The organism is Dendronalium sp. ChiSLP03b (assembly GCF_034531165.2).
GTDB classification, from domain to species: Bacteria; Cyanobacteriota; Cyanobacteriia; order Cyanobacteriales; family Nostocaceae; genus Dendronalium; species Dendronalium minutum.
Genome location: NZ_JAVRBR020000129.1, coordinates 45156 through 58638, shown reverse-complemented (window position 1 = coordinate 58638; position 13483 = coordinate 45156). Strand labels below are relative to the sequence as shown.

The 13483-nt window shown below is 43.0% G+C and carries 12 protein-coding genes; 3 read left to right on the top strand and 9 right to left on the bottom strand.

Annotated elements, in window-relative coordinates:
- Positions 1–29: 29 nt before the first annotated feature.
- From RMY31_RS30095 to RMY31_RS30085, 3 genes are all read right to left on the bottom strand, one after another.
- Entirely contained in the window at positions 30–902 is an 873-nt protein-coding gene (locus tag RMY31_RS30095; RefSeq protein ID WP_322662118.1) for a hypothetical protein, read from the bottom strand.
- 69 nt (positions 903–971) lie between these two features.
- A complete protein-coding gene (locus RMY31_RS30090) occupies positions 972–1565 on the bottom strand; it encodes a DUF1517 domain-containing protein (RefSeq protein WP_322662116.1) in 594 nt (197 codons plus the stop codon).
- An 84-nt stretch (positions 1566–1649) separates the two neighbouring features.
- Positions 1650–3185 (bottom strand): pentapeptide repeat-containing protein, encoded by a 1536-nt coding sequence (locus tag RMY31_RS30085; protein WP_409878850.1) that lies wholly within the window; start codon positions 3183–3185, stop codon positions 1650–1652.
- A gap of 630 nt (positions 3186–3815) precedes the next feature.
- Between RMY31_RS30085 and RMY31_RS30080 the strand changes: the two genes are divergently transcribed.
- Positions 3816–4655, top strand: coding sequence for a prephenate/arogenate dehydrogenase (locus RMY31_RS30080; protein ID WP_322662112.1), 840 nt, complete (start codon positions 3816–3818; stop codon positions 4653–4655).
- 616 nt (positions 4656–5271) lie between these two features.
- Here the strand turns inward: RMY31_RS30080 and RMY31_RS30075 are convergent.
- From RMY31_RS30075 to RMY31_RS30055, 5 genes are all read right to left on the bottom strand, one after another.
- Entirely contained in the window at positions 5272–5610 is a 339-nt protein-coding gene (locus RMY31_RS30075; RefSeq protein ID WP_206263173.1) for a P-II family nitrogen regulator, read from the bottom strand.
- Between the two features lie 353 nt (positions 5611–5963).
- Positions 5964–6593 carry a hypothetical protein gene (locus RMY31_RS30070; protein WP_322662128.1) on the bottom strand — a complete coding sequence of 210 codons (630 nt, stop codon included), beginning with the start codon at positions 6591–6593 and terminating at the stop codon, positions 5964–5966.
- 420 nt (positions 6594–7013) lie between these two features.
- Positions 7014–7835, bottom strand: coding sequence for a bifunctional hydroxymethylpyrimidine kinase/phosphomethylpyrimidine kinase (gene thiD, locus RMY31_RS30065; protein ID WP_322662109.1), 822 nt, complete (start codon positions 7833–7835; stop codon positions 7014–7016).
- Positions 7836–7844: 9 nt separating this feature from the next.
- Positions 7845–9485 (bottom strand): hypothetical protein, encoded by a 1641-nt coding sequence (locus tag RMY31_RS30060; protein WP_322662107.1) that lies wholly within the window; start codon positions 9483–9485, stop codon positions 7845–7847.
- Between the two features lie 326 nt (positions 9486–9811).
- Positions 9812–10243, bottom strand: coding sequence for a hypothetical protein (locus RMY31_RS30055; protein WP_322662105.1), 432 nt, complete (start codon positions 10241–10243; stop codon positions 9812–9814).
- Positions 10244–10363: 120 nt separating this feature from the next.
- Here RMY31_RS30055 and RMY31_RS30050 point away from each other — a divergent pair, with 120 nt between their 5' ends.
- A complete protein-coding gene (locus tag RMY31_RS30050) occupies positions 10364–12214 on the top strand; it encodes a S8 family peptidase (protein WP_322662102.1) in 1851 nt (616 codons plus the stop codon).
- Between the two features lie 87 nt (positions 12215–12301).
- Positions 12302–12535 carry a hypothetical protein gene (locus RMY31_RS30045; protein WP_322662100.1) on the top strand — a complete coding sequence of 78 codons (234 nt, stop codon included), beginning with the start codon at positions 12302–12304 and terminating at the stop codon, positions 12533–12535.
- A 108-nt stretch (positions 12536–12643) separates the two neighbouring features.
- On the opposite strand, the gene RMY31_RS30040 is transcribed toward RMY31_RS30045, so the two are convergent.
- Positions 12644–12964 (bottom strand): thioredoxin family protein, encoded by a 321-nt coding sequence (locus RMY31_RS30040; RefSeq protein WP_322662098.1) that lies wholly within the window; start codon positions 12962–12964, stop codon positions 12644–12646.
- Positions 12965–13483: the final 519 nt, after the last annotated feature.

The following is a 13483-nucleotide window of genomic DNA, read 5'->3' as shown; positions in this document are numbered from 1 at the left end:
ACAATAATCTGTAATAAATTTGAGATTGCCTAGCGCCGCCTGCTGCCAAAACCTGTTGAACGGCGGCTTGGAGAACGTCCACTACCAAAACTAGGACTGCGCCTAGTTGAACCGGATCTACCAGAAGGTCTGAGTTCACTGCCACCATAACCAGAACCAGAGGGACGATTGCCTGTAGTTGTACGTGGTGTAGTGCGTACAGTGGAACCAGTAGGATATGACCTTCTAATAGTCCCTGTACTCCGGAAAGCAGTGCGATTTCTCACAGCTGCGGGTGGCGCATTATAACGACTCCGGTAGCTGTCAACCGCTTGGTCATAGCTTCTACCATAGCCCCCGAAACCAGTCAACACTCCTCCTGGCTGATATACAGGCGGTACATAGTATTGAGGTCTAAATAACAGACTACCGATCGCTTGACCTGCTATGCTACCAGCTACCGCTCCAGCAAAGGGTGACCAAAAGCTGTTTTCTTGGCGGACTACAACCGTTTCCTGTCGTCCTGTTTGGGGATTAGTTTGTGTCTCAGTGACGTTGTGGACATACTCAATTTTAAAATCTTCTGGCAAATACAAAACTGGCTGTCCGTTCTCCACCTTCAAATAAGCTTTCTTACCTTGCTTAATTTCATCATCGGTTAACCTCGCCATTTGCAACTGTTCAGTTGCAAAGGTTGGGGGTGTGCTGTTGAGTAAAAACAGCCTGTACTCCCCAGTTGCATCGTCATAAGTAGCTTGTTGTACTTGATACTGACCATCACTCAACTTGGTGGTAGTAGAGTTTTGGCTAACGTTTCTACCGGGAGGGGTAGTTTGGTTTCCTCCCCCGCAGGCTACAGATGTCAAGCACAAACTCAGGGCTAAAAAAACGACTGTAAACTTACGCAGTGCGTTCATGATCATTGCATTATTTCCTTATCTTTGAGCTTAACAAGTTCTCAATGTGGGTACTAGTACGGTCAACCCAACAAATTACAAAGGTATCAATTCTGGGTAATATTGCAACAGTTGATCGTTGGTGAGTTCATCTCCTAACTGTGCTGGTGAGAAATGCACTTGGATTGCCCGTAGTTTGTGTTTGTAGTGCAAATTGATTAAGGCTTTTAAACCTTCCTTCAGTGCTTGAATGTTAGCGAGGTCAGTTTCTAACTCTGGCACTTCGCCTTCATAAGCTACTGTAATCATCACAACTACGTTGCGGGTTACAGGTATAGATAAGGGCTGATTTAAATCAGATTCTGGACTGAAATCGAGGTCAGCACCGTATCGTTCGGCAGAGTCTGTAAATAAGTCATTCACATAATCTCCCGCCTCGCCTTCGCTCCAAAATACATCGCCTTCATTAGCTGCCGAAAGCCAGTATTCATCAGATCGCAAAAGAGTTTCGCAAAGTTCTACTAATCCTTCTCCTAAAACTTGCAAGTCTCCATCTGCATCGATCGCATCCCTTGCACCACGATTCAATACTCCCAAAATTGGTGCGACCTCAGACCCAGCTAGATGTAGAAATAAGCGAAAGACTACATAGCGAGTTCTGCCAATCATTTTATTGAAGATATCGGGCATATGCTTTCTCCGGAAATTTGTCAGTTGTTAGTGGTCAGTTGCTAGTTGTCCTTTGTTTAGTTGCCACTGACTGATGACTAATGACTATTGACTGATATAGTGGAAACTTTTGACAAAATCTACAACCATATTTAACGAAGGCAATATAGATATAGCAGATTCGCTAGATGTATCAGCTAAAAATCCGACATCGAGTTCAGAGGGATTAATAAATCGTTTACCAAAATTCGGGTTATAATGCATAATCAAAGTTTGAGCGCTAGAATTCGTTAATATTGTTTGGGTAGGAACTCTAAAGAAATTTAATTTTGCTGCTAATTCCAGATTTTTTTTCATTTGTCTAATAGTCTTAGCCTGACTAATAGCTTGCTGGATAAGAGTAGATAATTGCTTCACCCGATGGGGTGTTTTTTCCCCAAGGTGCGGCAAATCTTCTTTTGCCAACATTTCTACTACTGTGTAAATATTTTTTTGCGTGGTAGCAGCATCTCTAAAGGGAAGAATGGCAATACAAGCTGTAGGCAATAAAGCTTCATCACTATCTACTCGAAAAGTGAAAACAGTCCGGCGACGACCGATTTCCATGCTAGGAGGTTGTTTCAGCATCCGGTATTCCTGAGCAATTTGAAAATATGCACCAGCGAGGGCAAAGTTGGCCTCGTGTTCTAGAGCTGCATCGACGATAATACGGATTGTCGGTGGAGTTTCATTGAAAAAGTCTCGTGGGTCTTCTGACTCAAACTTTTGGATGATGGAGCGATCGCCTGTTGGACTGAGGTCAACCCACTCACAAGTCAAGCCTTCGGTTTTTAAACCAAAGCGAGAGGTAGAGTAAAGTTTTGCTCCGGTTAAAATCGCACCTGTTAAGTCAGCACCTATCCACTCTGCTTTAATTAATGTTACCTGAGTTAAATCGGCATGTACTAAACTGGCATTTGTTAAATTCGCATTGCTTAAGTCTGCGCCCATTAAGTTAGCTCCACTTAATTTGGCTCCGCTTAAATCTGCCCAACGGAGATTTGCCCCGCTTAAATCTGTACCGTTGAGGTTAGCATGACTGAGATTTGCTTGTTTGAGTTCAGCTTCTCGCAAATTTGCACCGCTAAGGTCAGTGCGATTCAAATCGGTAGCGTTTAAATTAGCCATTTCTAAGTTGGCTCCTGCTAAAGAAGCACCTTTTAAAATCGCCTCAGTTAAGTTGGCACAACGGAGATTCGCCTGTCGCAGCGTTGCTTCTCGCAAGTCAGCGCAACCCAAGTTAGCCTCGCAAAGATCGGCACGACTGAGATCGGCACGAATTAATTCAGCACGCACCAGTGAAGCCCCTCGTAGTTGAGCGCGATTGAGATCGGCGCGAATTAAATTAGCTACATTGAGACTGGAATTATTGAGGTTAGCGTTGTCAAGATTTGCACCACTTAGTCTTGCTACATTCAGATTGGTATGGCTCAAGTTGGCTGCGCTGAGATTCGCCCCACTCAAGTTGACTACATTTAAGTTAGCTGCGCTCAAATTCACGCCACTGAGTTTGACACCACTCAGGTTAGCTTCACAGAGGTCAATACCACTAAAGTTTATGACTCCTGCCGCGTATTGTTCCAACAATTCCTCTACAGTCATAGATGCTACCCCTCATACCAATTTTAGATTTTGCGGAAAGTTGTCAGCAGGGTTTCCCTGCGTAACAAACTTTCCAAGACGGATTTTAGATTTTAGATGGGAAATCCTAATGAATTAGGACTTACGCAAAAACTCTCTGAAACTCTTATTCCTCCGTGTCCTCTGTGTCGCGCCAGCTGCTTCAAGTCGGGGAACCCGCCCAACGCACTGGCTTCTGTGTGGTTCGATTTTCCGTTGCCTATGCGTAAGTCTTGTGAATATTCAACTGGTCGCGGCGAGAAGTCCCACACTATACTTTTATGTTGGTGGCTCTTGAAACGCCGCTTTGCTACTGGGTAATGGGAAGATGTTGCAAAATTTGGGAGAGGTTAAAGCCCCTTCCGTAATTTTTCCGTTTTTTACCCAATCCCCAGTCCCTTTTACTTTCATAAATTTAAAACAATACAAGCTATCTTAATTTGGTATGAGATGCCAACTTTAACAAGCTAGACATAATTAACTGTAAAATGCCAACCCTTGAAACCTTGCCAGGCAGCGGATTTTCCCTTCTGCCATCTGCCATCTGCCTTCTACTTAATAGTTGGTAAAGTATCCAGAAAATACTTAGAAGATAAACTTTCAAAATTAAAAATGAAAATTGGTATTTTAGGACTCGGACTAATAGGCGGTTCTTTGGGTTATGACTTGCGATCGCAAGGGCATCATATCTTGGGAGTCAGTCGCCGTGAATCCACCTGTCAAAGAGCGATCGCCCTAGGCAGTGTCAATGAGGCATCTGTTAACATGAGCTTATTGGCAACCGCAGAGGTTGTATTTATTTGTACGCCTATCGGGCTTATTGTTCCCCAATTTAAACAGCTGATTGAGCATTTGTCTGCCGCAACAATTGTGACTGATGTCGGTTCAGTGAAAGCACCGATAGTTCAAGCAATTTCTCACCTTTGGCAAAATTTTATTGGCGGTCATCCCATGGCAGGAACAGCAGATAGTGGGATAGAAGCTGCACAACGGGATTTATTTCTTGGTAGACCTTACGTATTAACACCAGACACGACAACACCAACTACTGCAATTTCAGTTTTAGAGGAAATTGTGCGATCGCTTGGCGCTAATATCTACTATTGTCAGCCAGAGCAACACGACCGCGCTGTTAGTTGGATTTCTCATTTACCTGTAATGGTCAGTGCTTCATTGATTGCTGCTTGCATGGATGAAACTGACCTCGAAGTTTTGCAATTAGCTCAAAATTTAGCTAGTTCAGGTTTTCGAGATACCAGTCGTGTGGGTGGTGGAAATCCTGAATTGGGGGTAATGATGGCGCAGTACAACCGCAAAGCATTGTTGGGGTCTTTGCAAGAATATCGCCACAACCTGGACGAATTAATTAACTTAATTGAGCAGGAAAATTGGAAAGCTTTAGAGACAAAGTTACAGTCAACGCAGCAAGCGCGACCTGATTTTGTTGAATAGGCACAAGACAGGAGTAGGAGTTTTATCTTCCCCTGCTTTCCCCAGAGATTAAGATTAGAAAAACGACCACAGTTATACCTGCGATCGCGACGAATTAACTATAGACTTGATTTTACTACGAATAATTACTGAATACCCTATCTCCCTAAAGAGGGTTTTTTATATGTATTAAGTATGCGTATTGGCGTATTGACAGAATACTAAGTAAAGTATTGCTATATTTGGGCAAAGATTGTTTCAAAGTCCCCATAAAAAAATGCACCTTGGTTAAAACTGTTACTAAGATGCCGTTATATCAATTTAAAATCTGGCTAGGGTTATGCATTTAAAGTACAGGTACTATAAGGTAATGCGTCTAACCCTTATACAACACTTTAAAAAACGACACAATAAAACCTGTGCAAGGAGAAGCTAGCGCTGCGGTGTTAACGTAGCGCTAGCGACGTAAAAGCGCCAGCAGTCCGAACTTGAGGATTTCCGCGCTACTTGAAGGCAGATGCTAGCTTCAAGAAATTTTGACACTCATTTTTATCCTTGAGGACTCGCTAACGCAGTCGCAGCTTGGATCGGAAAACCCTCCTATAGCCCTGCTTCAGCGCAGAAACTTCTACAGCAATTAGACTGCTTCTGTATTCTTTTCTCCAGTACGAATCCGAATAACTTGCTCAACAGGCGAGATGAAAATTTTGCCGTCGCCAATTTCGCCTGTGCGGGCAGCAGCAATAATTTTGTCTACTACCATATCAACTTGACTGTCCTCGACAACAATTTCCACCTTGAGTTTTTGCAGAAACTCAACGGTATATTCAGAACCCCGATAGCGTTCCGTTTGACCTTTCTGCCGTCCGAAACCTCGAACTTCAGAAACAGTCATACCCACAATACCAGCGTTAACCAAAGCAATTTTTACTTCATCAAGCTTAAATGGGCGGATAATTGCTTCTACTTTTTTCATGTTTTCGACTCCTTACTTCTCATATGTTCGTTTATCTATCTAACCAGATCCACTGTCTGACACTTTCATCATTTGTACTATTTCAAAAAGATATGTAAGAATTGGCTCTTTTTTTAAAGTTTATGCGCCCTGGATGAGCAATTCTGACATTAGCAGTGGCAAGGATTGAATAGTTGGTTAATCCTTGAGGTTGTGATACGAGACGTTTGTCCCCTAATAAACGTTTTTGTATGTGGTTTTTGTGACTCAAAAGACAAATTCCATTATTGACTAAATTTAGTCCGATATTGACAGAGTGATTTTGGATAATTTACATAGGAGTTGGAAACACAAAGAAGCAATGGATGTGTCAGCTAACGACTCTGATGTTCAAACAAGGGACGCACAATCAAATAGCCAGCAGCAAAAGCGGTAAGCATAATTAACAAGATAGTAATGGCTAACCACCAACCACTGAATTCTTTTAACTCTGTCTGCGTGGAGGGATAATAGCTTACTTGCTGCTCTTCTATAAGTATTGTTTCCGGCATTTGGGAAGTTATTTCCACTACAGGTACAGAGAAGTTAGAATGACGATTTTTGCTGTTGGCAACTTCTCCTGTGGTCGACGCTACGCGAACAGGAACGACAGGTTGACGCGAACGAGGAACTTGCTGGCGTGGATGCGCTTCAGTACCTGGATAGTTAGTTGGATTTTTCACCTCAGTAGGAGAACGCTGGGCTTGGTGAGAACTAGGTGTAACAGGAGAATCTACCAATTTTTGCAGGTGTAAAAAAGACTGAACCACTTTGGTAATTTCCTGGCGGAGTAGTTGGTTGTCTTGTACCAGTTTTTGGTTTTTTCCAGTAAGTGCATCTAGCTTTGCCTGTGTTGCCTGCAACTCTGCTGCCAATTCTCGGTATACGTACATTGGTACAGAGGCAGGGTAAGTTTGACTTGGTTTTGGGGGATTACTGTGAACAGAACCTGTGGTTGTTCGCATCGGTGAGTTGGTATCAAAAATTAAGGTAATCAGATTATTCAGAGAGGCTATCACATTATAGTCAGCCCTGAAACTAGCCCAAGAATAATAGAAAAATGCCCAGAGGGCAAAGATTTTTTTTACATTTTGGATGTGGTCAATGGTGAGCCAGTGTGGTCTTGGGGAGACACTCGCTACACTGCGGGTAGCAAGTGTCGTCGGCAAAGCCCGACTTGTTCGCTCAAGCGCGTTCCCGCAGGGTAGGAACTGCCGTCAGCATAAAGCACCTGCCGTGGTTTCCCTCATGAACAACTGGCGCTAGCGACGCAGGAGCGTCACCCGTTCGCCGTCAGACGTTCCCGCAGGGTAGGGTCAGTAGTCAGTGGTTAGTGGCAAGACAAATAACAATTTACAACTGACAACTGACAACTAACCAACAAGTTAATTTTGTAACAATGGGAAGAAGTGTCCCACAGGCCCTTGTCCTTTGCCAATATTGAGGGCGTAACAGAGTGCGGTCGTGACATACTCTTTGGCTTGTTGTACTGCTGGCCACAAGTCTTCTCCGAGCGCCAGATTAGCTGCGATCGCTGCTGATAGTGTACAACCAGTACCGTGGGTATTTGTAGTCTCTATTTGTCTTGTTGTCAAGATTTCCAGCTTTTCGCCATCAAACCAGATATCTACACCACGCAAATTCCCCTGCATTCCTCCACCCTTGACTAAAACAGCCTTTGCCCCTAAATTTTCGTGAATGGTTCGAGCGGCTTTCCCCATGTCATCGAGGCAATTAATTGTTAAACCGCTCAAAATCTGTGCTTCATAGCGATTTGGCGTGACAATAGTCGCTTTGGGAATCAAGACATTGCGGAGAGTGTTGACAGCGTCATCATCAATCAATTGTGCTCCCATGCGTGACACCATCACCGGGTCAACCACTAGGTTATTGATTTGTAAAGTTTCTACCTGTTGAGCAACAGCAGAGATAATTTCTTGATTGAGCAGCATTCCGGTTTTTGCGGCTTGCACGCCGATATCTTTGGCCACCGCTTGAATTTGCGCTACAACTGCCTCGACTGGCATAGCGTCAACCCGTGCTACCCCTAGAGTATTCTGTGCCGTGACGCAGGTTATAGCGCTGGTACCGTGGACACAGTTAAAGGCAAAAGTGCGTAAATCAGCTTGAATTCCCGCACCACCACCACTATCTGAACCAGCAATAGTTAAAGCAACAGGCACCCTACATATTGTTTCAGCGTTCATAGGTGAAGATTACTGGCGAGATGGTAATTCGTTGACTTTTGCTGCCAAAGGATTTGGTTGTAGGTTTTGTGGTCGTGCTTGCGGTACAACCGTTAAGTAAGGTTGAAGCTTGGCTTCATCAACCCAACCAGAGTAGTATTTTACACTGGTTGATTTTGGGGAAAGCTGAAGTAACTCTAGATCGCCACGCATGGCATTCCAATTGATTGGAACCTCTGGTGAAAGTTGACCAGAACCAATACCTTGCGGACCACTGCCGACTAAATTGAGAGAAACTTCATCTAATCCTCGCACAAAGCGATCGCCATTCCAATGCCATTGAAAACCAGGCCAATCAATTTGTGGTTTTCCTGGTGGTAAAGAGTTATTAAATTCATAAATACTTGCACCCTCATCCAGCTTCACAGTAAAGCCTTGAGGATATTTCACCTCATAGCGTTTCTTGAGAGTCTGATATTCAACAGGACTCCACCACAACACTTCCACTGTTTCCCCACTGTTATTACGAGATAAAGATACAGCAGGAGTTTTATTAGTCAATGCACTGTAAAGTGGAACTTCTTCTGATGGCAGGTTAGCCATTGCTGTAAATCGCCAGCAAGACCAATCACGATTATCAGCAGCTTGCCAATTAAATTGACAAACACCGTTAGCAGTACTGACCCACAGCTTATCGTTTTCCAACTTGAGTTTGTCAGGAATTGCCCCCACCAACGGACTATCGTTAACAGTGTAAGCAGTTAAAGAACCAGAATTAAGATTTTGTGAATTGGGACGGTAAGCCACTAATCCTTTAGCAGGAATATAAAGATTTCCTTCGCCACTAACACTAGTACCCATCCAAAAAGTAAGATTCTTAGTATCTCCAGTGATAGCTAAATCAGTAATTTGTGTAGACCAAAGTGCTTCTGGTTGAATCAGACTAAATTTCTCAGTTTTCGGGTCATAACTGACGATAGTAGCAATTCCGTTATTACCTTCACCTTGTTCAAAAGCCACTGACCACCAAATACGGTTGTCATAAACCGTAGCAGATGTAATGCGAGGAAAACCTAATTGACCTCCCGTACCATACCCTGCTTTTACCGCTACATCCTGTAAATCTTTGAGAGTGTACAGCGTTTTTATTTGAGGTTTTTCACTATTAGGAGTAACTAATTCAAAAACAACTCGATCCTGTGTAGGTTCTGGTTCATTGGGTCTGGAGATATTATTGTTTTCACCCAAAGTAAACTTCGGCTCTCTCAATACTCGATACTGATAGGTTTTACCCTGAAATTCGATATTTTTGAACTTTGGATTAACCGTCTCTTGTGCGAATGCCGCATAATTACTTTCTGGCTGCAACTCCTTGGGTAGAGTTCCTGGTTGTACTGTCCAGGAATTGTTACTCCGACAGAAAACAAAATCTTGCTTTAAACTTTGAAACCTAACCGTATCCGCATCTGTTATAATATTGCGAATATGAAAATTAAAGCTATCATAAAAGCTTTCATTTTCCTTCGGCATAGGTAAAGAAACAATTGTAGCCTTTGGACAGTTTTCCGCTTGAGGTTTGACACTATTATTTGCCTGAGAAGAAGTGTTCGCCGTAGAAACACAAGCATTGAGCAGTAAAGCCATCCCAAAAAGGGGAAGAATTTTTTTCATTACGAACTATACTCGTCAAATAGAGACTTGCCACTTTGAATTCATTAAATTGAATACAAACTCTCTAAAGACAATTCCTAATCTTATTTAGAGAATTTTATAAAAATCTTTCTTTACTTAGCGTTGTTTGCATCCTTGGCGGTACCCTGCGGAAAGCCGCTTTGTGTCTAAGTTAAAAAACTAATTCTCACAACGCAAATAAGATTGCTATAATAGCAAGAATTTTAGGCATAATTATTAAAAATCGCCTTTAATGGGGCTTGCACACACCACACTTTGATCCTAACAACCATTCATCTTTAATGATAATTAATGACTAACGACTACTAAGTTGGTTCCGAATGCAAATTTTGCAATGCTCCTTGCAAATACTTGCTCCATTCTGCTGCTAAAGGAATTTCTGTGAAAGGAACGCGCACGGAGTTAGCAGGTTCAGCAAAAATAAATTCTAACTCAATCGTCCGACCTTTTTTTGGAGGAGTTTCCGTTTCTACAGGTTTGCCTTCTACCAAAAGTCGGACTTTATCGACATCAACTAAAGAAAAAGTTTCTAGTTTAATAGGACCTTTTGGTGTGGGTTTACCCCAAGTTAAATTGTTGCCTTTTTGACCCAATACAGCATAGATATCATACTTAGCTCTTTCAAATTGCTCTGCCCAAGCTCTATAGGCTTCAACTTTCTGATACTCCTTCGAGCCTTGCCAAGCTAACCAGAAAAACATTGCTAACAAAGGCAACCACAAAAGACCGCGTTCCATTATTTAAACTATCCTGAATTTGAGTAAAAATTGTGTAACTAAAGTGCAAAATACATCCACATAGAGACGGATATAAGTTATGGTAGTGAGCAAACTGGCAAAAAGCGGTAACGAGTTAATATGAGAAGACTTATATTATTGTGCTTGTTTGTCATTGGGTTAGTAACTGCTGTATTTGGCTTCCTGAACTTTCAGGGATTAGCAGCTAAAGGCGATTTTGAGACAATTTTGCTTGATTTTCGGGAAGATATTCCTACAGAGATAGTGAAGCAAGATTTACAAGCGATCGCACAACAATACAACGTTACACCCCAATTAGATAACAAATTTTCAGCGCAAGATAATGTTTATATTATCAAAGGCGATCGCCAGCGACTGAAACAACTGCAAAAATCTCCATTTGCTAAAGCGACAGAAATTATCGAGCCAAATTACATCTACAGGCTAATTCCCCAACCAAGTGAAGCAACTGGACAGGAAGCGTTTTTGAAATCCAATAACTGTGGGGAAACAACTCCTTCGTTAATTGGCCCTAACGACCCGTGTTACAGCAAACAGTGGAACCTTCACAAAATCGGCGTTGAAGGCGCGTGGAGTCAAACTAAGGGTAGCGGCGTAACAGTTGCTGTAATTGACACAGGTGTTACGCAAGTGCGCGACTTGCAAGAAACAAAATTCGTCAAAGGCTACGATTTTGTTAACGACCGCGAACAAGCCACAGATGACCACGGACACGGTACTCATGTCGCTGGTACTGTTGCTCAATCTACTAATAACAATTATGGCGTAGCTGGGATTGCTTACGAAGCCAATATCATGCCGCTAAAGGTACTCAGTTCCTATGGTGGCGGTACTGTTGCCGATATTGCCGAAGCCATTAAATTTGCTGCCGATAATGGCGCAGATGTCATTAATATGAGCTTGGGCGGTGGCGGTGAAAGCCAGTTGATGAAACAAGCAATTGAATATGCCCACAGAAAAGGCGTTGCGATAGTTGCTGCCGCCGGTAATGAAAACGCCAATGGGGCAGGCTATCCAGCGCGTTATCCCTATGTTATCGGCGTTTCAGCACTCGGCCCGGATGGAGAAAGAGCACCTTATTCTAACTTTGGTGCTGGTGTTGATATCTCAGCCCCTGGTGGTAGTGAAGCTGGTACGATTCTGCAAGAGACCATCGACGAAAACGGCGAAGGGGTATTTCTGGGGCTTCAAGGCACAAGCATGGCTTCCCCTCACGTAGCTGGTGTGGCAGCATTAATCAAAGCCAGTGGCATCAAAGAACCAGATGAAATATTAAAAGTTCTCAAGCAGTCAGCAAGAGTTATCCAGGATGATAACTTGAACTACTATGGTGCTGGACACCTCAATGCCGAAGCCGCAGTCAAACTTGCCATCAATGGACAAATCAGTTTCCAAGATTTCTTCCGATGGTTACGCGATAACGGCTATCTTAACCCCCGTTTTTGGATTGATGGTGGTGCCGTGGCACTGTTACCCAAAGTCTTAATGGTATTGGGTTCCTATCTTTTGGCTTGGTTTTTACGGGTTTACTTCCCCTTCACCTGGAGTTGGACTTTATCCAGTGGCTTAATTGCTGGGAGTTCTGGGTTATTCTTACTCAAGGGAATTTATATCTTTGACCTTCCCCAGTGGCCTTTCCGAGTTTTGGGCAGTTCCATTCCCGAACTAGGCAATACCATACAGGGCACTGATGCTTTTAATCCCCTGTTTGCCAGCGTGGCGATTCCCCTTGTTTTAATAGCATTACTGTTAGGACATCCTAGCTGGAAATGGTTTGCCATTGGCTCTACCCTAGGCGTTGCAGCGTGCTTAACAGTAAGTGCAGTTTACGACCCAGCAGTTTGGGGCTTGGGAAGTGGTAACTTGGCTAGAAGCTTCCTTATTGTCAATGCCCTACTTTGTTATGGACTGGCTCGTTTAGCATTGAAAAACGAAAGTAAACCAGCATAAAAGGGACTAACTATTGGGGACTGGGTATCAAGAAAGATTTTCCTAGTCCCTAGTCTCTAGTCCCTACTCAACACTCGGTACTCGATTATGAGCATCACAGTTACAGGTACTATCGAACGTCGTCAACTCGGTATGGGGGCTTGGGCCTTAGTCACAGATGAGGGTGTTACTTACGAAATCCTCAAAGGTGCAGACAAAAGCTTACTCAAAGCCGGACAAAAAGCAAAAGTTAAAGGACAGGTACGCGAAGATGTCATGACGACTGCCATGATAGGCCCTGTCTTAGAGGTTAAATCTTTTGAGGTAATTAGTTCTGACTAGAGTAAAGGATTAGGGGAAAGATTATGCTCTCTCTTGCCCCTCTGGAGACAGCGCCTTGGGCGGCTCTGCCGACTTGTGGCGACTGTCTGTCGTCCCTCTGCCTTCAAGCTAAGCACTAGCCGTTGAATTTAGAACTTCTTGCAGGCGACTTCTAAACTCCCCTTTGGGATGACCTCCTTTTACTTCGCCTATAATTTGAAATTCTCCTTCTGGAGAATCACAGAGAATATAAGTAGGCCATCCCATTTCTGATTTATCAGGATATTGGGTTAACAAAATCTTACGATACTTGCGGTAAGTAGCCGTGTCTTGCATTTTCACATCAATAAATTGCAAACCCAGCTCTTCAGCCACCTTTTGGTCATAAAAAGACATTTTGTGGCAGATGCCGCACTCTTCCGAAGAGAACTTAATGACAGCTAAACTCATCTGGCTCTATGCCTCTCTGCATATAGGCAGTATATAAATAGCATAGCTCTTGGGAGCCTACCATAAATATACCATTAAAAATGCCTCAACCCCTTAGAATCAAGGCATTTGAAATTTTTAATTCCGCACAGTGGTATTAATTCATCAAGGAATGAAAATTATTTAGAAACCAAGATAGAAAGTTAATCAATATTAATGATATGATGGGCAGACTTCCGATTTTTACACAGCGGAAATTCTATAGGGTGTCAAAGCGAAGCCTCTGTTAAGGACTGTGTCCAACGCAAAAAAAGCAATATCCTTAAATAATTCATTATTTGGCTAACACTGCGAGTTAAAGCACCTAAACTGAGGTCATACGCGCCAAGAGTATACTGAAAACCTTATCGGTGAAGAGGTTGCTTGCGTGGATTCAAAGCAAAGTGGGATCAACAAGCGGTGAAGCTAAAAGAAATGGCACACCATACACGCTAGAATATTGCTCTACACTTGCGCTAGAATATTGCCCTGAACAAATAT

Coding starts and splice junctions, on each gene's coding strand:
- RMY31_RS30050 (WP_322662102.1), top strand. CDS start 10,364: ATGAGAAGACTTATATTATTGTGCTTGTTTGTCATTGGGTTAGTAACT.
- RMY31_RS30095 (WP_322662118.1), bottom strand. CDS start 902: ATGATCATGAACGCACTGCGTAAGTTTACAGTCGTTTTTTTAGCCCTG.
- RMY31_RS30045 (WP_322662100.1), top strand. CDS start 12,302: ATGAGCATCACAGTTACAGGTACTATCGAACGTCGTCAACTCGGTATG.
- RMY31_RS30040 (WP_322662098.1), bottom strand. CDS start 12,964: ATGAGTTTAGCTGTCATTAAGTTCTCTTCGGAAGAGTGCGGCATCTGC.
- RMY31_RS30070 (WP_322662128.1), bottom strand. CDS start 6,593: ATGCGAACAACCACAGGTTCTGTTCACAGTAATCCCCCAAAACCAAGT.
- thiD (WP_322662109.1), bottom strand. CDS start 7,835: ATGAACGCTGAAACAATATGTAGGGTGCCTGTTGCTTTAACTATTGCT.
- RMY31_RS30075 (WP_206263173.1), bottom strand. CDS start 5,610: ATGAAAAAAGTAGAAGCAATTATCCGCCCATTTAAGCTTGATGAAGTA.
- RMY31_RS30085 (WP_409878850.1), bottom strand. CDS start 3,185: ATGACTGTAGAGGAATTGTTGGAACAATACGCGGCAGGAGTCATAAAC.
- RMY31_RS30090 (WP_322662116.1), bottom strand. CDS start 1,565: ATGCCCGATATCTTCAATAAAATGATTGGCAGAACTCGCTATGTAGTC.
- RMY31_RS30055 (WP_322662105.1), bottom strand. CDS start 10,243: ATGGAACGCGGTCTTTTGTGGTTGCCTTTGTTAGCAATGTTTTTCTGG.
- RMY31_RS30080 (WP_322662112.1), top strand. CDS start 3,816: ATGAAAATTGGTATTTTAGGACTCGGACTAATAGGCGGTTCTTTGGGT.
- RMY31_RS30060 (WP_322662107.1), bottom strand. CDS start 9,485: ATGAAAAAAATTCTTCCCCTTTTTGGGATGGCTTTACTGCTCAATGCT.